The 23,928-nt window shown below is 71.5% G+C and carries 20 protein-coding genes and 1 pseudogene; 8 read left to right on the forward strand and 13 right to left on the reverse strand.

Annotation, left to right across the window (positions count from 1 at the left end; translation table 11 throughout):
* Positions 1 to 71: 71 nt before the first annotated feature.
* Positions 72 to 587: a c-type cytochrome gene (locus tag F0415_RS10855; protein WP_149861245.1), complete on the reverse strand. Its 516-nt coding sequence runs from the start codon at positions 585 to 587 to the stop codon at positions 72 to 74.
* 171 nt (positions 588 to 758) lie between these two features.
* Here F0415_RS10855 and F0415_RS10860 point away from each other — a divergent pair, with 171 nt between their 5' ends.
* The 3 genes from F0415_RS10860 (at position 759) to F0415_RS10870 (ending at position 4,270) form a co-directional block, all read left to right on the forward strand.
* Positions 759 to 2,393, forward strand: coding sequence for an MASE1 domain-containing protein (locus tag F0415_RS10860; RefSeq protein WP_149861246.1), 1,635 nt, complete (start codon positions 759 to 761; stop codon positions 2,391 to 2,393).
* On the forward strand, positions 2,390 to 3,202 hold the full coding sequence (locus tag F0415_RS10865) for an NYN domain-containing protein (RefSeq protein WP_149861247.1): 813 nt from the start codon (positions 2,390 to 2,392) through the stop codon (positions 3,200 to 3,202). The genes F0415_RS10860 and F0415_RS10865 overlap by 4 nt, the downstream gene beginning before the upstream one ends.
* Before the next feature lie 300 nt (positions 3,203 to 3,502).
* The gene (locus F0415_RS10870) at positions 3,503 to 4,270 is read left to right on the forward strand and encodes a hypothetical protein (protein ID WP_149861248.1); all 768 of its coding nucleotides are present in this window, start codon (positions 3,503 to 3,505) and stop codon (positions 4,268 to 4,270) included.
* Positions 4,271 to 4,277: 7 nt separating this feature from the next.
* On the opposite strand, the gene F0415_RS10875 is transcribed toward F0415_RS10870, so the two are convergent.
* The 4 genes and pseudogenes from F0415_RS10875 to F0415_RS10890 all read right to left on the reverse strand — a co-directional run.
* Positions 4,278 to 4,820, reverse strand: coding sequence for a phosphoribosyltransferase family protein (locus tag F0415_RS10875; protein ID WP_149861249.1), 543 nt, complete (start codon positions 4,818 to 4,820; stop codon positions 4,278 to 4,280).
* Between the two features lie 78 nt (positions 4,821 to 4,898).
* The gene (locus F0415_RS10880) at positions 4,899 to 6,026 is read right to left on the reverse strand and encodes a DNA alkylation repair protein (protein WP_149861250.1); all 1,128 of its coding nucleotides are present in this window, start codon (positions 6,024 to 6,026) and stop codon (positions 4,899 to 4,901) included.
* A 28-nt stretch (positions 6,027 to 6,054) separates the two neighbouring features.
* The gene (locus F0415_RS10885) at positions 6,055 to 6,846 is read right to left on the reverse strand and encodes a ribonuclease H-like domain-containing protein (protein ID WP_149861251.1); all 792 of its coding nucleotides are present in this window, start codon (positions 6,844 to 6,846) and stop codon (positions 6,055 to 6,057) included.
* Positions 6,843 to 9,185 (reverse strand): annotated as a pseudogene (locus tag F0415_RS10890) (DEAD/DEAH box helicase); the annotation flags it as partial. The gene F0415_RS10885 and the pseudogene F0415_RS10890, both read right to left, overlap by 4 nt.
* 334 nt (positions 9,186 to 9,519) lie before the next feature.
* Between F0415_RS10890 and F0415_RS10895 the strand changes: the two are divergent.
* On the forward strand, positions 9,520 to 10,359 hold the full coding sequence (locus F0415_RS10895) for a universal stress protein (protein ID WP_188310370.1): 840 nt from the start codon (positions 9,520 to 9,522) through the stop codon (positions 10,357 to 10,359).
* Positions 10,360 to 10,367: 8 nt separating this feature from the next.
* Here F0415_RS10895 and F0415_RS10900 read toward each other — a convergent pair whose 3' ends face one another.
* Genes F0415_RS10900 through F0415_RS10910 form a run of 3 tightly spaced genes read right to left on the reverse strand, consistent with a single transcriptional unit; the run spans position 10,368 to position 12,044 of the window.
* Positions 10,368 to 10,757: a RidA family protein gene (locus F0415_RS10900; RefSeq protein WP_149861254.1), complete on the reverse strand. Its 390-nt coding sequence runs from the start codon at positions 10,755 to 10,757 to the stop codon at positions 10,368 to 10,370.
* Positions 10,754 to 11,665 carry a CPBP family intramembrane glutamic endopeptidase gene (locus F0415_RS10905; protein ID WP_149861255.1) on the reverse strand — a complete coding sequence of 304 codons (912 nt, stop codon included), beginning with the start codon at positions 11,663 to 11,665 and terminating at the stop codon, positions 10,754 to 10,756. The genes F0415_RS10900 and F0415_RS10905 overlap by 4 nt, the downstream gene beginning before the upstream one ends.
* A 13-nt stretch (positions 11,666 to 11,678) precedes the next feature.
* Positions 11,679 to 12,044 carry an I78 family peptidase inhibitor gene (locus F0415_RS10910; protein WP_149861256.1) on the reverse strand — a complete coding sequence of 122 codons (366 nt, stop codon included), beginning with the start codon at positions 12,042 to 12,044 and terminating at the stop codon, positions 11,679 to 11,681.
* Between the two features lie 119 nt (positions 12,045 to 12,163).
* Here F0415_RS10910 and F0415_RS10915 point away from each other — a divergent pair, with 119 nt between their 5' ends.
* From F0415_RS10915 to F0415_RS10925, 3 genes are read left to right on the forward strand one after another with little or no spacing between them, the layout of a single operon-like run.
* Positions 12,164 to 13,531 (forward strand): esterase/lipase family protein, encoded by a 1,368-nt coding sequence (locus F0415_RS10915; RefSeq protein ID WP_188310371.1) that lies wholly within the window; start codon positions 12,164 to 12,166, stop codon positions 13,529 to 13,531.
* A gap of 35 nt (positions 13,532 to 13,566) precedes the next feature.
* Positions 13,567 to 14,331: a hypothetical protein gene (locus F0415_RS10920; RefSeq protein WP_149861258.1), complete on the forward strand. Its 765-nt coding sequence runs from the start codon at positions 13,567 to 13,569 to the stop codon at positions 14,329 to 14,331.
* Positions 14,312 to 15,472, forward strand: coding sequence for a TraB/GumN family protein (locus F0415_RS10925; protein WP_149861259.1), 1,161 nt, complete (start codon positions 14,312 to 14,314; stop codon positions 15,470 to 15,472). Before F0415_RS10920 ends, F0415_RS10925 begins: the two co-directional genes overlap by 20 nt.
* Here F0415_RS10925 and F0415_RS10930 read toward each other — a convergent pair.
* The 4 genes from F0415_RS10930 to F0415_RS10945 are packed head-to-tail and all read right to left on the reverse strand — an operon-like array spanning position 15,426 to position 22,073.
* On the reverse strand, positions 15,426 to 16,898 hold the full coding sequence (locus tag F0415_RS10930) for an efflux transporter outer membrane subunit (RefSeq protein ID WP_149861260.1): 1,473 nt from the start codon (positions 16,896 to 16,898) through the stop codon (positions 15,426 to 15,428). The genes F0415_RS10925 and F0415_RS10930 overlap by 47 nt on opposite strands.
* Entirely contained in the window at positions 16,891 to 20,073 is a 3,183-nt protein-coding gene (locus F0415_RS10935) for an efflux RND transporter permease subunit (protein ID WP_149861261.1), read from the reverse strand. Before F0415_RS10935 ends, F0415_RS10930 begins: the two co-directional genes overlap by 8 nt.
* A gap of 12 nt (positions 20,074 to 20,085) precedes the next feature.
* The gene (locus F0415_RS10940; RefSeq protein WP_149861262.1) at positions 20,086 to 21,294 is read right to left on the reverse strand and encodes an efflux RND transporter periplasmic adaptor subunit; all 1,209 of its coding nucleotides are present in this window, start codon (positions 21,292 to 21,294) and stop codon (positions 20,086 to 20,088) included.
* Positions 21,295 to 21,311: 17 nt separating this feature from the next.
* Positions 21,312 to 22,073, reverse strand: a complete 762-nt coding sequence (locus F0415_RS10945) for an SDR family NAD(P)-dependent oxidoreductase (protein WP_149861263.1) — start codon at positions 22,071 to 22,073, stop codon at positions 21,312 to 21,314.
* A gap of 235 nt (positions 22,074 to 22,308) precedes the next feature.
* Between F0415_RS10945 and F0415_RS10950 the strand changes: the two genes are divergently transcribed.
* Positions 22,309 to 23,391 carry a LysR family transcriptional regulator gene (locus tag F0415_RS10950; RefSeq protein WP_149861264.1) on the forward strand — a complete coding sequence of 361 codons (1,083 nt, stop codon included), beginning with the start codon at positions 22,309 to 22,311 and terminating at the stop codon, positions 23,389 to 23,391.
* A 53-nt stretch (positions 23,392 to 23,444) separates the two neighbouring features.
* Here the strand turns inward: F0415_RS10950 and F0415_RS10955 are convergent, their stop codons facing one another.
* Positions 23,445 to 23,834: a hypothetical protein gene (locus F0415_RS10955; protein ID WP_149861265.1), complete on the reverse strand. Its 390-nt coding sequence runs from the start codon at positions 23,832 to 23,834 to the stop codon at positions 23,445 to 23,447.
* Positions 23,835 to 23,928: the final 94 nt, after the last annotated feature.

Raw genomic sequence — 23,928 nt, forward strand, 5'->3', positions numbered from 1 at the left:
GCGATCTTTCGGGTGGCGGAAACGACGACGCCGCCCGAAGGCGGCGTCGCGACACGGGCGTGGCGCCCAGCTTACTTGAGGTTGTCCAGCATCCACTGCACGGTGGCGATGACCTGTTCGTCGGTCAGGGCCGGATTGCCGCCCTTGGCCGGCATCACCCCGGCTTCGCCCTGGAAGCCCTCGATGGCATGCCGGTTCAGGGTGTCTATGCCCTGGGCGATGCGGGCCGCCCAGGCCGCGCGCTCCAGCCTGGGCGCGCCGCCGGCGCCGGAGGTGTGGCAGGCGCCGCACAGGGCCTCGTAGATGACCTGGCCGTCCAGGGTGCCGTCGTAAGCCACCTGTCCGGCTGCCGCCTTGGCCGCGGCCTCGGCCGCCGCCGCCGCCGCGGCGGCGCCGGTGGCGCCGGCATAGACCTCGCCGACCGGACGGATGCGGGCCTCGGTGGCGGCCACCGCGACCGGGTTCTCCTCGGGTTCGATCCGGCTGTTGAAGTACAGGCCCAGCAGGATCAGACCGATCATGACGACCACCAGGAAGGCGATCACCTGAGAGAAGTGCTTGAGGAAGACCAGATCGTGGTTGCGCACAGTGCTACCCGGTTGGCGGGCCGAGCCCGGTGGGACAAGGCCGGCGATTATATCGGCCCCGTCCAGCCCGCGGAAGGCGCGGACCTGCCCCTTTCCGCGACCGCTGCGGCCTTGCCCCGGCGTTAGCATGTAGGCGGAATCTTCTGGCGGGCCGACAGGGGGCTTGGGCCAGTGCGACAGTCGCTCGCCTCGCTGCTGCGGGAGCAGGTGCCCGGCCGTAACGGCTTCTGGGCCCTGCTGGCGGTGGCCGAGATGCTGGCTTGGCTGGCCCTGGTGCCGGTGTCCGGGCAGCTCTGGTTCCTGCCGGCCGGCCTGCGCCTGGCCCTGCTGTGGCTGGTGCCGGCCCGGCGCTGGGGCTGGCTGCTGGCCGGCGAGGTCGCCGCGCATCTGCTGCGGACGCTGGCGCTCGGATTCCCGCTGCTCGGCCCGACCTTCCCGGCCGTGGCCTTCGCGCCCTGGCTCGTCTACGCCGCGGTGGTGTTCCTGCTGCGCGGACCGGCGCCCCTGCCCGGCCTGGACTCGCCGGCACGGATGCTCCTGTTGCTGCTGGCCGGCGTGCTCGGCGCGGCCGGCACGTCGCCGGTGCTGTGGTCGGTGCTGGCGACCGCGCCGATGAGCGCGGCCGACAGTTTCGCCAGCATCTTCGCCTTCATGTACGGCGACCTCACCGGGCAGTTGATGCTGGCGCCGCTGTTGCTGGCAATACTGGAGTCGCCGGCGGCGCTGCGGCCGCGCACCGGTGTCTGGCGCGACATCGGCCTGGCGTTGGCCGGCGCCCTGCTGGTGTTCCTGCTGCTGCGCCTGTACCCGGGCCCGGCCGCCCACCTGTTGCTGCTGGCCTACGCGCCGCTGTTCGTGATCGGCTTCAGGCGCGGCTGGGAAGGCGCCGCGGCCGGCATCGCCGCGCTTGGCCTGAGCGCCCAGGCCCTGGCGGCGGGAGGCGCCTTGCAGGTGGAAGCGACCTTGCTGCAGCTGGTGCTGGCGGTGGTCGGGGGCGGCGCCCTGGTGCTGGGCACGGCGAGCGCGGCGTTGCGGCGCAGCCATGAAGCGCTGGCCGAGCGGCATCGCGAACTGCAGGCCAAGACCGACGAGCTGGCCGCACTGGCCGGCGAACTGCGCGAGGTGACTCGCCGCCTGGTGAGGATGGAGGAACAGGGCCAGCGCGAGCTGGCCGCGGAGCTGGACTACGAGCTCGGCCAGGCCATTCATGCGCTCGGCACACGCATCAGCCTGGCCTTCCGCGAGGTGAGCGACCAGCAGGGCACCCGCCTGCTGGAGTCGCTGCGCGAGCAGGTGCGCGAAATCCAGGACAGCCTGCGCCGGGCCTTGCGCCAGTTGCGCCCGCCCCTGCTGGACAGCCACGGCCTGGTGCACACCCTGCGCAACGGTCCGCTGCGGGACATGCTCGACGACGCCGGCATCGGTTTCGAGACTGCGTTCGAAGGGCCGGTAGACGGTCTGGACGACGACGGCCGCGCGGCGGTCTACCGCATCTGCCAGGCGGTGGTGCGCGAGGCCATCCGGCTGGACGTGGTACGCGAGCTGCGGCTGCGGCTGGTCGTGCGACCCCTTGGCGACGAGGCGCCGCGGGCGACCCTGGATCTCGACCTCGAGTACGCGCCCTTCCTGGAGGAAACGCCGTCGCCGCAGGCCCTGCCGGCGATCCGCGACCGCGTGCTGGCCATGCACGGCCGCTACCGGCTGCGGCCGCTGGCGAACGGCCAGCGCCATACGATCGATTTCCCCACCCGCGCCGAAGACGGTCGTGGCATAGTCGGAAGGAGCCCGCCGCGGAGCCCGACATGAGCAGCCCGCCCGCCCTTCCGCGCGACCGTGCCGGCGACCAGCCGCACCTGGCCGTGCTGATAGACGCCGACAACGCCCAACCCGCGGTCATTGACGGCCTGCTGGCCGAGGTGGCGCGCTACGGGGTGGCCAGCGTCAAGCGCATCTACGGCGATTTCACCTCGCAACGACTGGCCGGCTGGAAACAGGCCCTGCTCAAGCATTCCATCCATCCGGTACAGCAGTTCGCCTACACCAGCGGCAAGAACGCCACCGACAGTTCGCTGATCATCGACGCCATGGACCTGATGTACACCGGGCGTTTCGACGGCTTCTGCCTGGTCTCCAGCGACAGCGACTTCACCCGCCTGGCCCAGCGCCTGCGCGAAGCCGGCCTGATCGTCTACGGCTTCGGCGAACGCAAGACGCCCGATCCCTTCGTGCAGGCCTGCGACAAGTTCGTCTACACCGAAGTGCTGCGCCGGGACGAGCTCGCCGATGCGGCCGAGGCGGCGGAGAAGGCCGGCAAGCCGGGCCGGCGCGGCGCCACGACCAGGAAGGCGGGAAAGCCGGCCGATTCGGTGCCGGCCCGACGCGGCCTGCGCAAGCTGCTCGACCAGGCCATCGAGGAAGCCGACGACGACGAGGACGGCTGGGTGCAACTGGGTTCGGTCGGTACCTATCTGGGCAAGCTGCGCTCCGATTTCGATCCGCGCCTGTACGGGCACAAAAAGCTCAGCGATTTGTTCCGAGCCCATCCCGACTGGTTCGAGCTGCAGGAACGCGGCAGCGGCGGCAACAAGGCGGTGTACGTGCGCAGCAAGCGCTGAGCGCGCCCTCCTCGCGCAGGCGCAACGCATGGCATAGTCGGGTCGGGCGCGATGGGCGGATGGACACGGGAGTCATGCATGCGCGGGCAGGGGAAGACGGCGCTTGTCGCGACGCTGGTCATGGCGATGGCATGGACGACGGCGGCCATGGGGCAGGAAGGCGTGCAGGATGCGCCGGCGCCAGCCACGGAAGTCGCGCCCGCGGAGGTGGCCGAGCCAGGCGCCGACGCCGAAACCCCGAACGGGTCCGGGCCGCGGCCGATCCTCATCAGCAGATCCATCGTACGGGCTCCTGAAACCATGGGCCCCTGGCAACTGCAGGAAGCCAAGGGTTTCGTAGGCCAGCCCGAGTTGGGCTATGCGCTGATCTACCGCCATCACCAGCATCCCGAGGTGCTGGCCTCGCTCTACGTGTACCCGGCCGGACGCGTGGATCCCGACCAGGCGCTGGAGCAACAGATCGGCGAGATCCGCCGTTCCCTGGAATACTTGGTCGAGCAGGGCAACTACGACCAGGTACGTTTCGGCAAGGTGCGCCGCTTCGACCTGCCGCTGGCGGACGACGATCCGGTGCGGCAGGTCGTTCTGGAGGCGCAGCGCAAGGCCGACCTGATCCGCGAGGAACTGGGGGCGGCTGGAGGCGACACCCCGGCACGCGCGCGCTTCCGCATGCCCGACAGCATTCCCGGCCGCCGGATGGACGCGCGTGTCGTGCTCAAGGGCGTGCCCTACGAGTCGCGCGGCTACGTGCTCTACCGCAGCCTGTACTACTACAAGGGCCGCTTCTCCGCCCCGCGCGCCGCCATCAGCCCGCGGCAGCTGGACCGCCTGGCCGAGGAAGCCATGGCCCTGGCGGTGTCATGGATCACCGTGGACAGCACCGGCAGCTGCGCTGATTCAACGATCAACGTGAACCCGGAAGGTGACCTGAAGGCGCAGCTGGTTGCCGGTGTCCTGGGCCAGGAGATCCGCCAGGAGGCCGAGCGCTGCCGCGAAAAGCTGGACGAGTCGGTGCCCGAGGGCTATCGGCTGCTGAGCCTGGAGTTCTTGCCCCACCACTGGAAGTGAGCGCCGCTCAGGCCGAGCCCGGGCGCCACAGGTCCACGGCGAAATCCCTTTCGTAGGGCGGCACCTTGCATTCGATGACGTCGGCCGGGGCGATCTTCAGGGTGAGGCCGACGATGTCGGCGCGCACCGGCAGCCGGTGCCGCTGCCGGTCCACCAGCACGGCCGCGTGCACGCTGGCCGGCTTCTGCGTGGCCAGCCACTCGAAAACGCGAAACAGCGAATAGCCCTGGTAGAGCACGTCGTCCACCACGATCACTCGCCTGCCCATCACGTTGACGCCGTCCGGTTCCTCCAGGGCGGTGTCCGGGTGCAGCAGCTCGAGGTTGTCGGCGTAGCGCTTGACCTTGAGGTCCAGGCGCGTGATGTCCGCCCAGGGCGCGTGCACTCGCAGGCGCTCGGCCAGGCGGTCGGCCAGCGGTGCGCCGCGGCGGAGCACGCCCAGCAGCACCGTCGGCGTGGCGTCCAGCAAGGCGGCCGTCTGCCTGGCCATGTCGTCCAGTACGGCCAGCAGGTCGGTTTCCGAATAGAGGCGGTAGCGGTCGGCGGCCATGATGCTCTCCGGTGGGCAGGTGCCTAGCCTAGCCGGATCGTCCGGACTTTCCATGCGCGCCGCAGCGTCGCCGCGTGCTCAGGCCTTCAGCAGGAAGGCCGCCTCCGCCACCACCCGGCCGTTCACCTGCAGCTCGATCCGGTGCCGGCCGGAATGGTAGACGCGGGTCGTGATCGGCTTGAGCGGATGCGTCTTCTCCAGCCGGCGCCGCTCGTGTGGCCCCAGTTCCAGCCTCCAGCCCTTGAACACCTTGGGCGAACTGCTGCCGTTGGCCTTCACGTGGTGCACCACGTAGTCCACCAGCAGCGACTGCGACCGGGCTGCGGCGGACACCAACTCCGCCCGAAGGCGCAGGCTGCCGCCCAGGGCCAGGCGCGCCGGCGTCACCGACAGCCTGGCCTCGCCGCGGAAAGGCCGGCCCAGACCCCAGGCGGCCAGCACCCGCGGCTGGCCCTGCTTGATGAGGCTGCGGCTGGCGTGGCGCAGCAGGGCGAGCCGTTCGGGTGAGGCGCCGGGCAGGTACCGCTGCAGCCAGTCGGCAACCAGGTCGGGATGGTCCTTGGCGATGTCGTTGAGATGATTGGCGACGCTGCGGCGCACGTAGGCGCTGGGATCGTCCTGCAGCGCCCGCAGCAGGGGCAGGGTCGGCGAAGGGTCGGCGACCAGCGAACGGATTCGCAGGCCCCAGGGCAGGCGCGGGCGGGTGCCCTCGCTGGTCCATCGGCGCACGTGCGGATTGGGATCGCCGCTCCAGTGCCGCAGTTGCGCCAGGGTCAGGTCGAAGTGGTTGACCAGGAAGGGCCGGACGGCGAATTCGCTGGTGAAGCGCTGGGTCAGTTCGCGCAGGGCCCGCAGCGCCCGTTCCGGATGCGCCTGGCCGCGGCGGGCGATGAATTCGCCCAGCGGCCAGCCGATCCAGCCGGCCAGGCCGTCGGCGGTGATCCGGAACTCCATTTCGTCACCGGTCGCCGGCGGTGCCAGCGCCGCCTCGATCAGCCCGGCGGCATGATCGAAATCCTCCGGCAGGGTGGCCTCCAGCGCATCGGCGATGCGCATGGCCCGTGCCTTCATCTCCAGGCCGGTGAGGCCGGGCAAGGCCAGGGCCTCGAAACCGGCGCGGTCGAAGCGGCGCCAGACCCGCTGCAGATGCTCGCCGCAGGCGCGGACCAGTTCGGCATTGATCAGGTTCTTGAAGGGTTCGGCCATGGCGGCATCGGGTTCGGGGTGCCGGCGTTCAAGGTTCGGCCAGCGCCAGCAGCAACTGCAACAGGCTGCGCACGTCGGTGCGGTTGTGCCGCAGTACCCGGCTCAGGTCGGTGGCGGAGCCGCCCCGCAGCCAGTCGCGCCAGGCACGCGGGGCCTCGCTGCCGGGCAGGTCGTCCTCGCGCACGAGGCCCAGCACCTGCCGTTCCAGCGTCGCCAGCCGGCAGTTTTCCCAGCGGTCGCGCCAGCGCCGGCGGGCCGGATGCAGCAGGTCCAGGTGGGCCAGCGGCGTGATCGGACAGGGCAGGCGCGCCAGCCGGTAGCGTGTCTTCAGCAGCGGCGCGTCGTAGCTGCGGCCGTTGAAACTGACCAGCACGGTGTCCGGCCGCAGCCAGCGCGCGAAGGTTTCCAGCATGGCGGTCTCGGCGGCGATGCTGGTGATCAGCAGCTGGCGGATGCGCAGCCGGCCGTCCGCCAGGTCGGCGGCGCCGATCATGAAGGCGCGGGTGCCGGTGCCGCCGGCCAGGCCGGTGGTTTCGGTGTCGAAACACAGCAGGTCGGCCACGGCCAGCTCGCCGAAGCCGCGGACGAACCCCGCGTCCAGCCGATCGGGCAGGCGCGGAGCCTGCTGCCAGGATTCCAGGTAACGCAGGCCCGGAGAGATCTCCTCACCGGGGAGTTCGCGACCGCCACTGCGGGCATGGCCGCGCGCCGAAGCCGGCGGCGGGGAGATGGCGGTCGCTCCGGCGGCGGACAAGGGGCTGCCGCCGGCCTGCCGCTGCAGCCGGCGCAGCCGCTCGACCAGCAGGGCCTGCGCGCTCATGCCGCCGACAACAGGCGCAGCACCCGCAGGGCCAGGGCGCGCGGCGTGGTGTCGGGACGCTCCTCGTCGGACGCCGGCACCGGGCCGACGCAGGCCGGGCAGCCGGCCTTGCAGTCGCAGCGCGCCACCAGGTCGCCCGCCGCCCGCACCAGTTCGGCCTGGCGCCGCCACAGCGGCTCGCTCAGGCCGACGCCGCCGGGCAGGTTGTCGTAGAGGTAGACGGTGGGCGTGAAGCGCTCGGCGGCGCCAGGGTCGGCCGGCGCGCCGTCGCCGCGGTGCCAGGCGCCGCGGCCGCGGCCATCGGCCTGGGCGAACCAGGCGCCGTCGCCGCTGCCCACGGCCCGGGCCAGGTCGCGCGATTCGGCCATCACCGCCACCCGCGCCACCACGTGCAGGGCGTGGGCTGCGCCCAGGAAACCGTCCAGCGCGTCCTGGCGCGAGTCGAAGGCCGCTTCCAGCACGCCTTCGGGCAGCTGCCACCAGGCCGCGGTGGTGTGCAGTTCCTGGTCGGGCAGGTTCACCGGGCCGTAGCCGATGTTCTCGTGCGTGTAATAGCGGATCTTCTTGTAGCCGGCCACGCGCCGCAGCACGTGCACCTCGCCGTGGCCGGCGCTGCCGGCGCCGGCGATGCAGCCGGCGAAGCGTTCCAGCACCTTCAGCTTCGTGTAGTCGATGGCATCGGTGTAGTAGTCGGCGTGGGTGCGGGTGACGTAGGCCTTGCGGCCCACCCAGTCCAGCTTCTCCACCTGGTAGGGCGTGGATTGCACCATGTGGATGGCACCTTCGTACAACATCAGCGCCGCCGAGGCGTGGTCCACTTCGGCGATGATGCGCTGGCCGCCGTCGCTGCGGTCCACCACCACGAAGTTGCCGTCGGCGACCGAGCGCAGGCTGACGCTGTTGGCCGGGTAGCCGTCGGCGATCCAATGCCAGCGGCCGTCCTCGGCGTGCAGCACGCCGCTTTCGGCCAGCAGCTCCAGCCAGGGCGCCGGATCGACCGGGCCGAAACCTTCGCCCTGCAGGAAGGGCAATTCGAAGGCGGCGCAGCGCAGGTGGTCCAGCAGCACCAGCGGCTGGTCGGGCGCGATGCGCGCCTGCTCGGGGTTGGCCTGGCCGAAGTAGTCCGGATGCCGCACCAGGTATTGGTCCAGCGGATCGGAGCTGGCCACCAGCACGCCCAGGGCCGGCTTCTGCCGCCGGCCGGCGCGGCCGATTCGCTGCCAGGTGGCGGCCACCGAGCCCGGATAGCCGTTGAGCACCACCACATCGAGCGCGCCGATGTCCACGCCCAGCTCCAGGGCCGAGGTGGCGACGATGCCGTCCACCTTGCCCTCGCGCATGGACTTCTCGGCCTCGCGCCGCTCGCCGGGCAGGTAGCCGCCGCGGTAGGCGCGGATCCGGGCCGGTTTGCGCGGGTCGTGGTCGAACACGTCCTTGAGGTACCGGGTCAGCACCTCGACCATCGTGCGCGAGGATGCAAACACCAGGGTCTTGAGCCCGGCCTTGATGGCGGCGCGGGCGACGCGGGTGGACTGCGAGCGGGCCGAGGCGCGCAGGCCCAGGTCGGGATTGATCACCGGCGGATTCCACAGCAGCACATGCCGTTCGCCGCAAGGTGCGCCGGACTCGGCGATGGCGCGCACCGGTTCGCCAAGCAGAACCTCGGCGTGCTCCTTCGGATTGCCGATGGTGGCCGAGCACAGGATGAACTGCGGTCGGGCGCCGTAGAACGCCGCCACCCGCTTCAGCCGCCGGATCACGTTCGCCACGTGCGCGCCGAACACGCCGCGGTAGCCGTGCACCTCGTCCACCACCACGTAGCGCAGGTTCTCGAAGAACTGCGCCCACCTGGTGTGATGCGGCAGGATGCCCTGGTGCAGCATGTCCGGATTGGAGACGACCAGGTCGGCGTGCAGGCGCACCGCCACCCGCGCGTCGGCCGGCGTGTCGCCGTCGAAGGTGTGGCAGCGCAGGCCGAGCTGGCCGGCCTTGCCCAGCTCCAGCAGCGAGGCCACCTGGTCCTGGGCCAGGGCCTTGGTCGGAAACAGCAGCAGGGCCTTGCCCTGTTCGCAGATGGCCGCCGCGGCCAGCGGCAGTTGGTAGCACAGGCTCTTGCCGGAGGCGGTGGGCGTGACCACCACGAGGTGCTCGCCGGACCGCGCCGCTTCCCAGGCTTCGGCCTGGTGGCTGTAGAGCCGTTCGATGCCGCGGGCGCGCAGCGCCGTCGCCAGCGCCGGCGGCAGGTCCTCCGGCAGCGGCGCGTAGCGGCCCTCGCGGGCCGGCAGCACGTGGTGGCCGGTGATGCGGTCGCGGTAGCGGACCCGGAGCCGGGCCGCCAGCCGGCCGGCATCGGTGCCTTCGGCCCGGCGCCGTGCGCCTCCGGGCTCCGGTTCCCGATTGCCGGCGCCGACCGGGCGGGGGTCGTCCTGCACGATCCCGGCCACCTGAGACCCGGCCGGCCGGCCGGCGGAAAAGTCGTCCTCGGGAAACTCGAACGTGTTCATGGCCCCTCCGCGCCGGCCTGCAGACCGGCATTGCAGGCGCCTGCCGTCTCACCGGCTGAGACGCGCCCGCTTGACCCGGGTCAACAATCGGGGCCGGCATCGGCGTAGGGTGAACACAGGCGCGGTCCGGCACGAACGCCACGGGATGCCCGCGCAACGGGAGGAGGCCATGATCCGGGATCTGTTCGTCTATCTGCAGGGCGGCGCGCCCGATGTCGCCGCCGTGGACGCGGCCATCGCCCTGGCCCTCAGCCACGAGGCACGCGTGGTGGGCCTGGCCGCGGTGCTGCATCCGGTGCCGGTGGCCAGCGAATGGGGCCTGGCCGCGGCCGGGCCCGGCGCGGTGGAAATGGCGGCCGCCCGCGAGGCGGCCCAGGCTTGGGCCGCGGCCGCCCGCGAACGGCTGGAGCGCGCCGGCGTGCCGCACGAGCTGCGGCTGGTGGATGCACCGCTGGCCTGGCCGGAGGAGATCGCCGCCCTGCACGCCCGTCACGCCGACCTGTCCGTCTTCGGTGGCGCCGCGCCGGAGCATCCGAACCCGCGCCACGCCCTGGGCTTCGACGCCCTGCTGATGCATGGCGGTCGGCCGGTGCTGCTGGTGCCGCCGGGCGCGCGCCTGCCGGCGCCGGTCAGGCACGTCTGCCTGGCCTGGCAGCCACGCCGCGAGGCCACCCGTGCCCTGCACGACGCCCTGCCCCTGCTGGCGCCCGGCGCGCAGGTGGACGTGGTGGTGGTGGATGCCGAGCCCAGCCTGCTCGGTCACGGCGAGCGGCCCGGCGCCGACATCGCCGCGCACCTGGCCCGACATGGCCTGGATCCGCAGGTGGTGGCGGTGTCGCGCGGCGACCGCAAGGTCGGCGGCGCCCTGGTGGACCAGGCCCGCGAATCGGGCGCGGAGCTGCTGGTGATGGGCGGCTTCAGCCACTCGCGCTGGCGCCAGCAGGTGTTCGGCGGCGTCACCCGCACGGTGCTGGCGCAGGCGACGCTGCCGGTGCTGTTCTCGCACTGAGCGGCGGTTCAGTCGCCGCGCAGGCAATCGGCCTCGATCTCCACCAGCCAGCCCGGGTCGATGAAGCGGCTGACCTCGACGAAGGTACAGGCCGGACGGACGCCGGCGAAGAATTCCCCGTGGGCCCGCGCCGCTTCCTGCCAGCGATCGATGTCCGTCAGCATGACCCGGGTCCGGATCACGTCCTCGAGCGCGAAGCCGGCCTCGGCCACGGCCCGGGCGATGATCTGCAGGCAGTGCCGGGTCTGTCCGTAGACGTCGCCGGGTGCCGCCACCGAGCCGTCGGCGGCGATCGGCGCCGTGCCCGAGATCGCCAGCACCTTGCCGTGGCCCGCGCCGCGGGAGAAACCGATCCGCGGTTCCAACGGCGACCCGGAGCCGACGCGGATGCGGCTCATGCGCCGGGGCTCCAGCGCCGGATGAAGTCCGCCAGTTGCGGCAAGGTGTCGGTGAGCCCGTGCAGGGCCACCACCAGCGGCAGGCTGCGGGTGCGCGCCCAGAGTACGCCGAACAGGATGCCGGCCGGGGCGATCACCACGACCGAATAGGCCAGGGCCCAGGCCAGGGTCGGATCGGCCTCGCCCTCCAGCAGGTTGGCGCCGCGCAGCAGCAGACCCGGCGCGTGCGCCAGGCCGAACAGCAGGGCGGCGATCAGGATCGCGGCCGCGTCGCTGCGCAGCACGCTGGCCAGCCGTTGCTGCAGGAAGGCGCGGAACAGCACTTCCTCGGTGAGGCCGGCCTCCAGGCACTGCCAGAGGAAACACAGCGGCACCGCCCATAGCAGGGTGAGCAGGGCCGGCTGCAGTTCGTCCAGCCGGGACAGGCCCCGACCGAACACCGCCTGGAACGCCAGCAGGGCCAGGCCCACCAGCACCAGCGCCAGCCACTGGCTGCGGTGCCAGCCCCAGCGCGGGGCCTGCAAGGGCGAACCCAGGCCTAGCCGATGCAGCAGCCACAAGGGCAGCAGCACCATGGTGAGCCACTTCAGGGCCAGCGTCGCCAGCTCGCGGGCCTGTCCTTCCGGCAACCACTGCTGCAGCGCGCTGAACCCGAAACCCAGCACCAGCACGGCAAACAGGAACAGGTAGGCGAAGGTCACCGCCAGGCCACCGGCACCCGCCGCCGGTTGCGGCGCCCGTCGTGCCACCGCCGGCCGGGTGCCCAGCCAGGCCAGCAGCGGCATGCCGAGGCCGAGCACGCCGAGCACGAACAACGGCTCCACCAGGCTGAAACCGGGCCGTCCGGCCAGCACGACCAGCGAGACCGCGTAGGCCAGTACCGCGCCGGCGGCGATCAGCCAGAGCATCCGGGACCGCGCCTCAGCCACAGTAGGCGCGCGTGACGCGGTCCTGCTCGTCCACCTCGAGGTTCAGGCGGTCCTCGCGGTAGTCCATGGTGACCGCCATGCCCGGCCGGATCACCCGCACGCCCCGGGAGCCCGAGTCCGCTTTCGCCTTCGCCACCAGTGCCTCGTCGGCGACGCGTCCGATCGTCCAGGCCAGGGGTTCGGCATCGCAGGTCATGGCGGTTTCCTCGCTGAGGCCGGGCGCGTCCATGGCCGGCGGCGGTTGGGCTTCGTTGGCGAAGGGCCCGAGCCCGGCCCGGTCGGCACCGCCGCCGTTGGCGCAGGCGCAAAGACCGGTCATGGCCAGGGCGAGAGCGAGAGCGAGCGGACGAAGGCGCATCGGGGTTCTCCGGCGGGGCCCGGGGCAAGACTAGCAGGTCGGCGCGGCGGCTGAACGGAGCCGGCTTCGCCGGCCGGAACGGCATGGCAAGGCCGGATTCGCGGTGTGACAATCGCGCCATGCCGATCCGATCGCGAACCCTGCTGCTGGCCGGGTGGCTGCTGCTGCTGGCCGCCTGCACCAGCCTGCCCGAACGTCCCGACCTGGTGCGCCTGTATGAGGCCGATGCCCGCCATCCGCGGCAGCCGCCGATCGTCCTGATCCACGGGCTGATGGGTTCGACCCTGGTCGAACGCGATACCGGCAAGGAGTACTGGCCGGGCGGCCTGAGTTCGCTGGCCTTCAGCACCTACCGCGATCTGGCGCGCATGCGCGACGTCGAGGCCCGCGGCGGCGAACTGGTTCCCGGCGACCTGTTCTACAGCGTCGGCCGCACCGACTACTACCGTGGCCTGACCGAGGCGCTGGAGACGGTCGGCCGCTTCCGTCGGGCCGAGCCCGGCACGCCGGTGGCCGGCCCGAGGGACCGGCGCCGCTACTACGTGCTGCTATACGACTGGCGCAAGGAGAACCTGGAGGCGGTGCGCCAGCTGCACGCGCTGATCGACCGGATCCGCGAGGACTATGGCGATCCCGAGCTGCCGGTGGACATCGTCGCGCACAGCAACGGCGCCCTGATCGCCAACTACTACCTGCGCTACGGTCCGCGCGACGTGCTCGAGGCCCCGGCCTTCGTGCCCTGGGGTGAGGGCGCGCACCGGATCCGGCGGATCGTGCTGCTGGGCACGCCCAACCTGGGCGCCGCGACCAGCCTGGAGCGCCTGCAGCAGGGCTTCCGGATCGCCCTGCGCACGGTACCGGTGGAGGTGCTGGCCACCTTCGCCACGCCCTTCGAAACCCTGCCGCATCCGGATGCCCAGGTGATATACGACCCGGCCGGCCGGCCGCTGGACCTGGACATCTACGACCCGGAGACCTGGCGCTCTCGGCGCTGGTCGGTGTTCTCGCCCGAAGTCGAGGCGCGGGTGCGGGCGGCGGCGCCGGACCCGGCCACGGGTGAACGACAGGTGGCCGAGCTGCAGGCCCTGTTCGTGCGCCACCTGCGCCGGGCCGAACGTTTCCAGCGGGCGCTGTCGGTGCCGATGAACTCCAACGGCGTGGAGGTGGCCGCCTTCGGTGGCGACTGCATCCTGACCCCGGGCCGGGCGGTGCTGGACGTCGGACCCGAGGGCAACGAGAGGCTGGTGATCCGGCCCGAGCAGGTCCATGCCCGGGTCGAGGGGGTGGACTACGAACGCCTGCTGCTGCAGCCGGGCGACATGCTGGTGACCCGCGACTCGCAGATGGGCCGCGGCCAGGGCAAGGCCGGGCGGATCGCCCCGGCCTTTCCGGTCAGCCAGACCTTCTTCCTGTGCGAGCGGCACGACCAGCTGTCGGTCAACCCCTACTTCCAGAACAACCTGCTCTACTTCCTTCTGGTCCGTTGAGCCCCTGGCCGCGGGGCCGGCATAGAATGGCCGCCATGAAAGACCTGCGCGCCCTGCTGATCGACTGCCGGATCGAGTTGCGCAAGCTCTCGCGCGACTTCCAGAAGACCGAGTTGTGCGAGCGCCTGGACCTGGCCATCCAGAACCTCATCAACGCCGAGATGGCCCCGCCCCGGTCTTCCGAACCCGGCGCGGCGCCCGAGAAGGCCCAGACCGTCAGCCAGGTGGCCCTGGCCTGGCAGACGGCGGCGCGCGACCTCAAGTTCTCCGACCCGGCCATCCATGCCCGGCTCAGCGAAAAGGTGATGCGGCTGCTGGAAGCCAAGACCCTGGTGGACCCGGCCACCGAGATCCTGCAACTGGAAGCCGAGGTCGGAAAGCTGAAGCAGCAGCTGGCGGCCATGGAGAAATCCATGCAGACCCTGGGCGTCGAACGCGATGCCCTGCTCGGCGCCCTGGCCACGGCCGTGCCCCAGCTCAAGGACGGCGGCGACCGCCTGGCGGTGGGCATGGCGCGCATCTCCTGGCTGAAGGCCGCGGCCGAGAAGGGCGCAGGCGATGCCGCCGCCGGCGCCGGCCCGGTGAAGAAGAAAGTGCCCGAACCGCAGGACACGGTGCCCGGTGCCGACCTGCTCGAGGCCGTCGCCGCTGGCGCCGCCACGCTCAGCAAGGAGCAGCGCGAATGGTGCGTGGGCGAGGCCATGGTGGTGTCCGGCTTCCAGTACACGCCGGTGGAACTCCTGGACAAGGGCGACGCTGCCATCGCCCGGATGATTCTGGATGCACGCAAGCAGCCCTGAGCACGTCGCCGCCCGGCGCACGGGAACGCGCCCGGCCCTGATCTCCTTCCTGCTGGCCATCGCCCTGGCCGTGCCCTTGCCGGCGCAGGAACCGCCCGCCGAAACCGGCGGGCCGGACGCCCCGGCAGACACCCGCGCCAGTACGGATCCCGCCGGGACCGACACCGGTCCCGCGGCGGATGGCGACGCGCAGGCGGCAGACGACGCGCCGGTCGCCGGCGAAGGCGAGGTGGTGCTGGACACCGTCGTGGTCACCGGCGAACAGCCTGGCCCCGGCCTGTGGACGGTATCGCGCGACGGTCGGGTGATGCGGGTGCTGGGTTACGTCGGTCCGCTGCCGCGGCGTATGTACTGGAACTCGGCCGAGGTGGAGGCGCGCATCGCCGAATCCGGCGTGGTGCTGATGCCGCCGATCGTGCAGCTGCGGCCCAGGGGCGGTGCCATCACCGGCCTGTTCCTGCTGCCGTCCCTGCTCTCGGCGCGCAACAACCCCGACAAGGACAGGCTGCAGGACGTGTTGCCGCCGGAGGACTACGCGCGCTGGCAGCCCTTGAAACAGCGCTACTTCGGCCGCGACCGCGGCATCGAAAAGCGCCGACCGCTGGTGGCCGCCATGGAGCTGCGCGAGAAGGCCTTCGAGGCCCACGACCTGACCGGCGCCGACCTGGTGCTGCGCATGGTGCGCCGGGCCGCGCGCAAGGCAGGCGTGCCGCTGCGGCAACCGGCGCACGCGATCACCATCGAGGAACCGCGGGCGGCGCTGCGCGAGTTCCGCCGCACCGGCCTGGACGACGTCGAGTGCTTCCGGCGCAGCCTGGCCCAGGTGGAGAACGACCTGCCGACCCTGGCCACCCGCGCCAATGCCTGGGCCCTGGGCCGGCTGGATGTGCTGGCGAAGCTGGATTACACCGATGCCGCCGGCGCCTGCATGGAAGCGGTACTGCAATCCCGGCTGGCCGAGAAGCAGGGCCTGGCGGAAGCGCCGGCGCGGGTGCGCGCGCTCTGGCTGGAAGCCGCCGAGCAGGCCCTGGGCGAGCACGACGCCAGTTTCGCCGTGCTGCCCATGAGCCTGTTGCTGGGCAAGGACAGCCTGCTCAGCGAGCTCGAGCGACGCGGCTACTCGGTTCAGCCGCCGGAGTAGGCCGCGGCATCCGCTCCGGCCAGCCGCCGGCCAAGGCCGCGTGCAGGCCGACCAGGGCCTGGGCCTGGCGCATGCGCGCCGCTGCCGCCAGATCCTCGGCTTCCAGTCGCGCCCTTTCGGCATCCAGCACGTCGAGGAAACCGGCCGCGCCGCCCTCGAAACGCAGCCGTGCCAGTTCGGCGGCGCGGGCGCTGGCCTGGGCCGCATCCTCCAGATGCCGGCGTTCGCGCTCGCTCTGGGCATAGCGCACCAGTGCCGTCTCCGTTTCCTCCAGCGCCCTCAGGCTGGCTTGCTGCCATGCCGCGAGCGCGGCACGGGCATCGGCGCCGGCGGCGTCGATGCGATCGCGCACACGACCGCGGTCGAGGAAGGACCAGTCGATGCCCAGCACCAGTCGGCGCCGTTCGCTGTCGCGGTCGAACAGATCACCGGCATCGCCGGCCAGGCTGCCGATCAGCCCGTCCAGGCTGAAGCGCGGGTACAGGTCGGCGGTGGCGACGCCGATACGGGCCGTGGCCGCGGCCAGGCGTCGCTCGGCCGCGGCGACGTCGGGGCGGCGCGCCAGCAGGTCGGGCGGCGTACCCACCGCCAGCAGCCCGGGCAGCTCCGGCCAGGGCGCCGGTGCATCCAGCAGCTCGCCGAGCGCGCCGGGTTCGCGGCCGGTCAGCACGGCCAGGCGGTGCTGGGCGGCCTGCATCTCGGCGGTGAGGGCGGGCAGGCGCGAGAGTGTCAGTTCCAGCTGGGCGCGGGCGCGGGCACTGTCGAGTTCGGTGCCGCCGCCGGCTTCGGCGCGGGCCCGCACCAGCTCCAGCGAACGTTCCTGGTTGCGGGCGTTGTCGCGCGCCACCGCCAGCCGGGTCTGCAGGCCGCGCAACAGGTAGTAGTTGCGCGCGACTTCGCCGGCCACCGCCACCTGCAGCGCCGCCAGGTCGGCGGCGCTGGCATCGGACTCGCCACGCGCCGCCTCGACGCCGCGCCGCACCCGGCCGAACAGGTCCAGCTCCCAGCTCACCACGGCCTCGACACCGCGGCTGTCGCCGTCGCGTTCGGAGCGCGGAACACCCGGCGCTTCGAAGGCAGAGGCGCGCTGCTCGCCGGCCCGGCCGCCGGCCCGCACCGTCGGCAGATAGTCGCGGCCGGCCTCGCCGAGCAGGGCGCGGGCGCGCTCGAGCCGGGCCAGGGCGATGTGCAGCTCGCGGTTGTCGCGCAGGGCGTCCTCGATCAGCTGCGCCAGCACCGGATCGCCGAGGCGTTCCCAGAAGGCGTGCTCGGTTTCCGAAGCGCGGGTGAGGACCAGGTCGGCGCGGTGGAACTGGGCGGGCGCGTCCATGGTCGGCCGCACGTAGTCGGGGCCGACGGCACAGGCGGCGAGCAACGAGGCAAGCACCGCGGCTGCCAGCGGGCGGGGAAGCAAGGCATCAGTCATGGGAAGCTCCCGTCGCCGGCGCCAGGACGGCGGCGCCCGCCGCGCGCTCGCGGCGGCTCACCAGCTTGCGCAGGGCGACATAGAACACGGGGGTGAGGAACAGGCCGAACAGGGTGACGCCGATCATGCCCGCGAACACCGCCGTGCCCAGCGCCTGCCGCACTTCGTAGCCGGCGCCGGAGGCCAGCACCAGGGGCACCACCGCCGCGGTGAAGGTGATCGAGGTCATGATGATCGGGCGCAGGCGCAGTCGGCAGGCCTCCAGCGCCGCTTCGACGATGCCCCTGCCCTGCATTTCCAGCTCGCGGGCGAATTCGACGATCAGGATGGCGTTCTTGCAGGCCAGTCCCATCAACACCACCAGACCGACCTGGACGAAGATGTTGTTGTCGCCGCCGCCGAACCAGACGCCGATCAGGGCCGAGAGCATGCACATCGGCACGATCAGGATCACCGCCAGCGGCAAGGTCCAGCTTTCGTACAGTGCCGCCAGCACCAGGAACACCAGCAGCACCGCCAGCGGGAACACCACCAGGGCGGCACCGCTCTGGTTGGCTTGCTGGTAGCTCAGGTCGGTCCAGGAGATGGCCATGCCGTTGGGCAGCACCTGGTCGGCGACGTTCTGCAGCACGTCCATGGCCTGGGCCGAAGACAGCAGGCGCGGATCGGATTCACCGGCGATGTCGGCGGCCGGATAGCCGTTGTAGCGCAGCACCGGGTCGGGCCCGAAGCTCTGCCGGACGTCCACCATGGCACCGATCGGCACCATTTCGCCGTCGGCGTTGCGCACCCGCAGCCTGGCGATGTCCTCGACCCGCCCGCGGAAGCGGCCGTCGGCCTGGGCGATCACCTGCCAGGTGCGGCCGAACTGGTTGAAATCGTTGACGTAGGCCGAGCCCAGGTAGACCTGCAGGGTCTCGAACAGGTCGGTCAGCGGCACGCCCAGGGCCTTGGCCTTGACCCGGTCCACCTCGGCGTCCAGCTGCGGCACGTTGGCCTGGTAGCTGGTGATCGGGAAGCCCATGCCCGGCACTTGCGACACCGCGCCCTGGAAGTTCTTCACCGCTTCCTGCAGGGCGCCGTAACCCAGTCCGGCGCGGTCCTCGATGAACAGCTGGTAGCCCGAGCCGTTGCCCAGACCGAGGATCGGCGGCGGCATGAAGGAGAAGGCAAAGCCCTCCTGCAGGCCGGCGATCTTCATGTTGATCTCGGCGTTGATGTCGGCGGCGGTGCGGCCCGGCCGGTCGCCGAAGTCTTCGAGCGGGAAGAACACCACGCCGGTGTTGGGTGTATTGGTGAACTGCAGGGCGTTCAGGCCGGGAAAGGCGACCGCGTGCGACACGCCTTCGGTTTCCATGGCGATCTCCGCCACCTTCGATAGCAGGGCGTCGGTGCGCGACAGCGAGGAGCCCTCCGGAAGGATCACGCCGGCGATCAGGTACAGCTTGTCCTGCACCGGGATGAAGCCCGGCGGCACCAGCCTGAACATCAGCCCGGTGGCCAGCAGCAGGCCGCCATAGATGGCGAACACGGCGCCGCGCCGCATCAGCGAGCGGCCGACCGAACGTTGGTAGGCCTCGGAGCTGCGGCCGAAGAAACGGTTGAACGGCCGGAACAACCAGCCGAGGGAGCGCTGGATGAACCGTTCGATCACGTCCTTGGGCGCGTCATGGCGTTTGAGCAGCCGGGCCGCCAGGGCCGGCGACAGGGTCAGCGAGTTGATCGTCGAGATCACCGTCGAGATGGCGATGGTGACGGCGAACTGCCGGTAGAACTGGCCGGTGACACCGTCCAGGAAAGCCATCGGCACGAATACCGCGCACAGCACCAGGCCGATGGCGATGATCGGTCCGGACACTTCCCGCATGGCCTGATGGGTGGCCGCCAGCGGATCCAGCCCCTCTTCGATGTTGCGTTCGACGTTCTCGACCACGACGATGGCGTCGTCCACCACGATGCCGATCGCCAGCACCAGGCCGAACAGGGTCAGGGTGTTGACCGAATAGCCCAGCAGGTACAGCACCGCGAAGGTGCCGACCACCGACACCGGCACCGCCAGCAAGGGAATGATCGAGGCGCGCCAGGTCTGCAGGAACAGCAGCACCACCAGCACCACCAGCACCACCGCTTCCAGCAGGGTGCGGATCACCGAATTGATGGAGTCGCGCACGAAGATGGTGGTGTCGTACACCGCCTCGTACTGCATGCCCGGCGGGAAGTGCTGCGACAGCTCTTCCATGTGGGCGATCACCTGGTCGCGGATCTGCAGGGCGTTGGCGCCCGGCGCCTGGAAGATGCCGATGGCGACCGCGTTCTTCCCGTCCAGGTTGCTGCGCAGGGTGTAGCTGTGCGCGCCCAGCTCCAGGCGGGCGACGTCGGACAGGCGCACGACCTCGCCGTTGTCGCCGACCTTGAGCACGATCTGGCCGAACTCCTCCTCGGTGCGCAGCCGGCCCTGGGCGTTGATCAGGGTGAGGAACTGGCTGTCCGGCATGGGCTCGGCGCCGAGCTGGCCGGCGGAGACCTGCACGTTCTGCTCGCGCATGGCGCGGATCACGTCGCCGGCGCTGAGGCCGCGGGCGGCGATGCGGTCCGGATCCAGCCAGGCGCGCATGGCGTAGTCGCCGCCGCCGAAGACCTGGGCGTCGCCGACGCCGGGCACGCGCGCCAGCACGTCGCGGACGTGCAGGCGGGCGTAGTTGCGCAGGTAGAGGGTGTCGTGCTCGCCGCCGGGCGAGGTCAGATGCACCACCATCAGGAAGGTCGGCGACTGCTTCTGCGTCGTCACGCCCTGGCGGCGCACGTCCTCGGGCAGGCGGGCCAGCGCCTGGCTGACCCGGTTCTGCACCTTGACCGCGGCGTCGTCCGGATCGGTGCCGGGCCGGAAGGTGACGGTCATCATCAGCACGCCGTCGGAGCCGGCGACGGACTTGATGTACATCATGTCCTCGACGCCGTTGATGGCCTCCTCCAGCGGCGTCGCCACCGTCTCGGCGATCACCTTCGGGTTGGCGCCCGGATACACCGTCTGCACCACCACCGAGGGCGGCACCACTTCCGGGTACTCGCTGATCGGCAGCTGCGGCAAGGCGATCAGGCCGGCGACGAAGATCAGGATGGACAGGACCGCCGCGAAGATCGGACGGTCGACGAACAGGCTGGAAAAGTCGCGCATGTCGGCGGCTCCTCAGTGCGAGCCCGCGGCCGCGGCGACGGCCGGCGGCGCGCCCATGGCCACTTCGACCGGCTGCACCGGCATGCCCGGGAAGAACACCTTCTGCACGCCGTGCACGATGATCTTCTCGCCCGGTTCCAGGCCGGATTCGACCACGCGCAGGCCGTCCAGCTCGCGACCGAGCCGGATGTCGCGGCGCTGGGCGGTGTTGTCGGCGCCGAGCACATAGACGTAGCGGCGGTCCTGGTCGGTCAGCACCGCCTTCGGATCCACCAGCAGCGCCTTCACCGGCTCGGGTCCGAGCAGGCGCACCCGGGCGAACAGGCCGGGAGTGAACTGCCGGCCGGCGTTGTCCAGCACGGCGCGGGCGACGATGGTGCCAGTGGCCGGATCCACGTGGTTGTCGACGAAATCCAGCACGCCCTCGTGCGGAAAGCCTTCCTCGCCGGCCAGGCCGACCTGCACCGGGCTGCGCCGCTTGCCCTCGGTGCGGGCCTCGCGGGTGAAGCGCAGGTAGGTCAGCTCGTCGCCTTCGAACACCACATGCACCGGGTCCACCGAAACGATGCTGGTCAGCACGCTGGTTTCGGGGCCGACCAGATTGCCCGGCGTCACCAGGGCTCGGCCGGCGCGGCCGGCGATCGGCGCGCGCACTTCAGTGAACTCCAGCTCCAGCGCGGCCACGTCGCGGGCGGCGGCCGCGGCCCGAACGGCGGCCTGGGCGGCGGCGGCGGCGGCGCGGCGCTGGTCGAGTTCCTCGGTCGAGATCACCCGCTGGCCGGCCAGGCGCTCGGCGCGGGCGGCTTCGCTGCGTGTCAGTTCGGCCTGGGTACGGGCGCGGGCCAGCTCGGCCTCGGCCCGGGCCAGGGCGGCGCGGTAGGGACGCTGATCGATGACGAACAGCACCTGGCCCTGGCGGACTTCCTGGCCTTCCTCGTAGGCGATGCGTTCGATGTAGCCGGATACCCGCGGCCGCAGCTGCACGGTCTGGACGGCTTCGATGCGGCCGGTGAATTCGCTCCAGGGCCGGATCTCGCGTTGTTCGACCGTGGCCACGCTGACCTCTGGCGGCGGTGGCATGCCTTCACCGGGCGCGGCCTCGCTGGCGCAGCCGGCGAGGCCCAGCAGGCCGGACAGGGCCAGTAGGCCGATCGCCCAGCGACTGGCCACCTGGCGGACGGGACGGAAGAGTCGGTCTTGCCGGTTCGTGCTCGCGTTCATGGGGGGAGAGCCTCTGTTCAAGTGGGGTTCGTGGCTGCGGTCGGCGGGGTCGCCGACGGGCGTGGCGAGGGGAAGAGCCGACGGACCGCCTCGTGCGAGTGGGCGTCCGCCAGCGCGATGCAGACCTGATGGCCGACGTCGAGCGCACTGGGCCATTCCGGACAGGCGGGCTCGTCATGCCGGCCGCTGCAGACCGGCGAACCGATCACCAGCTGCTGTACCCGCACCGGTTCGCCGGCCAGCTCGTCGTGCAGCACGCGCAGCAGCATCCGTTGCGCCGCCGCCGCCACCGAATGCTGGCCGTAGCCGGCCCAGGGCACGTCGGCCGCCGGACCGCCGATCACCAGGAAGGGCAGGCCCTTGCCGGCCGCCGCCAGCAGCGGAACCAGGTGGCGGGCCGCCACCAGCACCGGCGTCACGTTTTCGTTCAGCGTCCGCTCCAGGAAATCGGCCGGCTGTTCGATCAGCCGGCCGCGCTGGCGCGGACCCGACAGGCAAACCACCACCCCGCCCAGGGGGCGGCGGAAGGCCCTCAGCACGGCGGCCAGTTCCTCGCCTTCGGCATCGCTGGCCAGGGATGCCGGAATGACGCCCAGGCGCGGGTCCGGACCCGTGCCCATGCGCAGCTCCGCCAGCCGGGTGGCGTCACGCGCGACGGCCAGCACCGGCGTGCCGGCCTCCAGCAGAGCGGCGACCACGCCCCGGCCGATGTGGCCGGTGGCGCCGATCACCACCACGGGAGTGCCGTGCAGGGTGGCGTTGCGGGGGGAGGGATTCATGACGACCTGGCCCGTTGGCAAAGGTCGCTGAATGTTATGGACGCATACGAGCGTGGATTAGACGGCAAACCAGGGAAAAATTGTCTCGGAGGCGAGACAATGCGCGCGCGATTCGGTGACAGAATGGTGTCGCACCAGGGACAATCGTTCGCAGCGCCGGCGTCCGGCCGGTAGCCGTCCGGATGTTCCCGCCCGGATGCCCCCGCATGGGCGTCCCGCACGAGGGAGAACAGGCATGGCGCGCGATCTCAACGACACGCTGATCTTCGTGAAGGTGGTGGAGCAGGGCAGCTTCACCGCGGCGGCCCGGCAACTGGGTTTGCCCAAGACTACGGTCAGCCGCAAGGTGCTGGAGCTGGAGGCGCGCCTGGGCGCGCAGCTGCTGATGCGCACCACCCGCCGGCTCGGACTGACCGAGGCCGGCACCGTGTACTACGAACATTGCAAGCGCATCGCCCGCGAACTGGAGGAGGCCGAGGGCGCGGTCAACCAGTTGCAGAGCGGGCCGCGCGGCTGGCTGCGGGTCACCGTCCCGGTGTCCCTGGGCCTGATCGCGCTGGGACCACTGCTGACCGAATTCCGCTCGCGCTACCCGGAGGTGCGACTGGATCTGGTGCTGAGCAACGACGTGCTCGACCTGATCGGCGACGAGATAGACGTCGCCCTGCGCTTCGGCTCCCTGCCGGACTCCACCCTGGTGGCCCGCAACCTGGGCAGCTACCGGCCTTACATCTATGCCAGCCCCAGCTACATCGCCCGTCATGGCGAGCCGCTGACGCCCGAGGATCTGGAGCACCACCATGCTCTGGTGATGCCGCACCACCGGCGCGGCCAGCGTTGGAGCTGGGCTCTGGGCGACGGCGACCACAGCGGCGACTTCGGAGTGCGGCCGATGATGGTGGCCAACGACCCCTTCGCGCTGAAGCCGGCACTGTTGGCCGGCGAAGGCCTGATGCTGGCCACGCCGATGGTGGTGGGCGGCGAACTGGCCAGCGGCTGCGTGCGGCGGGTGCTGCCGGGCTGGGCCGGACCGATCGTCGAGCTCAACGCGGTGTTTCCGCGCGGCTCGGTGCTGTCACCGAAGGTGCGCGCCTTCGTGGATTTCCTGCTCGAGCGCATGGAGCTGCGCGAGCTGGCGCTCAGGCGCCTGGGTTTCGGCGACACCATCTGCCGCAAGGAACAAGGCCGCGTCAGTTGCGAGGAGTTGCAGGCGGCGCTGGCGATGCATCCCGAACCCGTGCAGGCAGCCGGCGGCAAGGGCAAGGCCCGCACGGAAACGCCGCCGGCGCAGGAAGCGGTGGAAGCGGAAACCGACTGAGCCGCCGCGGCCTCATCCGGCGGGGCGGAGTCCGGCCGTTCGCGGATGCCTGCTCAAGCCGCCTGCCGGCGCGCCGCCAGCACCAGGACCAGGACGCCGTCGAAGCGGTCCAGCTCGCCCTCGTCGGAGCGGGCGCGGGCGTATTCCTCGGGGCTGTCCAGAACGTCGAGCACGACGCAGCGGGCATCGCCCTCTTCGCCGAATTCCAGCCGCGCCTCGTAGACGCAGGTGCGCGGGCCGGCCAGCCAGCAACGCAGCACCCCTCCGTCCAGCCAGACCGCCCAGCGGTCGTCCAGGCCGCGCGGCCACAGGCCCTCGCGCAGGCGGGCGACGTCCTCGGCGGCAAAGCGGCGGTTGGCCCGGATCGGCCAGCGCGGCCCGGCCAGCGGCCGCAGCAGCGCCTGCCATTGCTGGCGTTCGTCGGATTCGGGGGTCGTCGTCATGTTCATGGCCATCCCTGGCTGAAACGCAATCCGGGGCCGAAAGCAGTCTCGCCGGCCGCAGGCTCACGGGCCGAGACTGAGCGGAAGGTCGCGC

It is taken from the genome of Arenimonas fontis (genome assembly GCF_008386465.1).
Taxonomy (GTDB): domain Bacteria; phylum Pseudomonadota; class Gammaproteobacteria; order Xanthomonadales; family Xanthomonadaceae; genus Arenimonas; species Arenimonas fontis.

Coding starts and splice junctions, on each gene's coding strand:
- F0415_RS10875 (WP_149861249.1), bottom strand. CDS start 4,820: ATGGCCGCCGACCGCTACCGCCTCTATTCGGAAACCGACCTGCTGGCC.
- F0415_RS10900 (WP_149861254.1), bottom strand. CDS start 10,757: ATGAGCCGCATCCGCGTCGGCTCCGGGTCGCCGTTGGAACCGCGGATC.
- F0415_RS10905 (WP_149861255.1), bottom strand. CDS start 11,665: ATGCTCTGGCTGATCGCCGCCGGCGCGGTACTGGCCTACGCGGTCTCG.
- F0415_RS10935 (WP_149861261.1), bottom strand. CDS start 20,073: ATGCGCGACTTTTCCAGCCTGTTCGTCGACCGTCCGATCTTCGCGGCG.
- F0415_RS10940 (WP_149861262.1), bottom strand. CDS start 21,294: ATGAACGCGAGCACGAACCGGCAAGACCGACTCTTCCGTCCCGTCCGC.
- F0415_RS10880 (WP_149861250.1), bottom strand. CDS start 6,026: ATGGCCGAACCCTTCAAGAACCTGATCAATGCCGAACTGGTCCGCGCC.
- F0415_RS10915 (WP_188310371.1), top strand. CDS start 12,164: ATGCCGATCCGATCGCGAACCCTGCTGCTGGCCGGGTGGCTGCTGCTG.
- F0415_RS10870 (WP_149861248.1), top strand. CDS start 3,503: ATGGGCCCCTGGCAACTGCAGGAAGCCAAGGGTTTCGTAGGCCAGCCC.
- F0415_RS10920 (WP_149861258.1), top strand. CDS start 13,567: ATGAAAGACCTGCGCGCCCTGCTGATCGACTGCCGGATCGAGTTGCGC.
- F0415_RS10930 (WP_149861260.1), bottom strand. CDS start 16,898: ATGACTGATGCCTTGCTTCCCCGCCCGCTGGCAGCCGCGGTGCTTGCC.
- F0415_RS10910 (WP_149861256.1), bottom strand. CDS start 12,044: ATGCGCCTTCGTCCGCTCGCTCTCGCTCTCGCCCTGGCCATGACCGGT.
- F0415_RS10895 (WP_188310370.1), top strand. CDS start 9,520: ATGATCCGGGATCTGTTCGTCTATCTGCAGGGCGGCGCGCCCGATGTC.
- F0415_RS10950 (WP_149861264.1), top strand. CDS start 22,309: ATGGCGCGCGATCTCAACGACACGCTGATCTTCGTGAAGGTGGTGGAG.
- F0415_RS10925 (WP_149861259.1), top strand. CDS start 14,312: ATGCACGCAAGCAGCCCTGAGCACGTCGCCGCCCGGCGCACGGGAACG.
- F0415_RS10865 (WP_149861247.1), top strand. CDS start 2,390: ATGAGCAGCCCGCCCGCCCTTCCGCGCGACCGTGCCGGCGACCAGCCG.
- F0415_RS10945 (WP_149861263.1), bottom strand. CDS start 22,073: ATGAATCCCTCCCCCCGCAACGCCACCCTGCACGGCACTCCCGTGGTG.
- F0415_RS10955 (WP_149861265.1), bottom strand. CDS start 23,834: ATGACGACGACCCCCGAATCCGACGAACGCCAGCAATGGCAGGCGCTG.
- F0415_RS10885 (WP_149861251.1), bottom strand. CDS start 6,846: ATGAGCGCGCAGGCCCTGCTGGTCGAGCGGCTGCGCCGGCTGCAGCGG.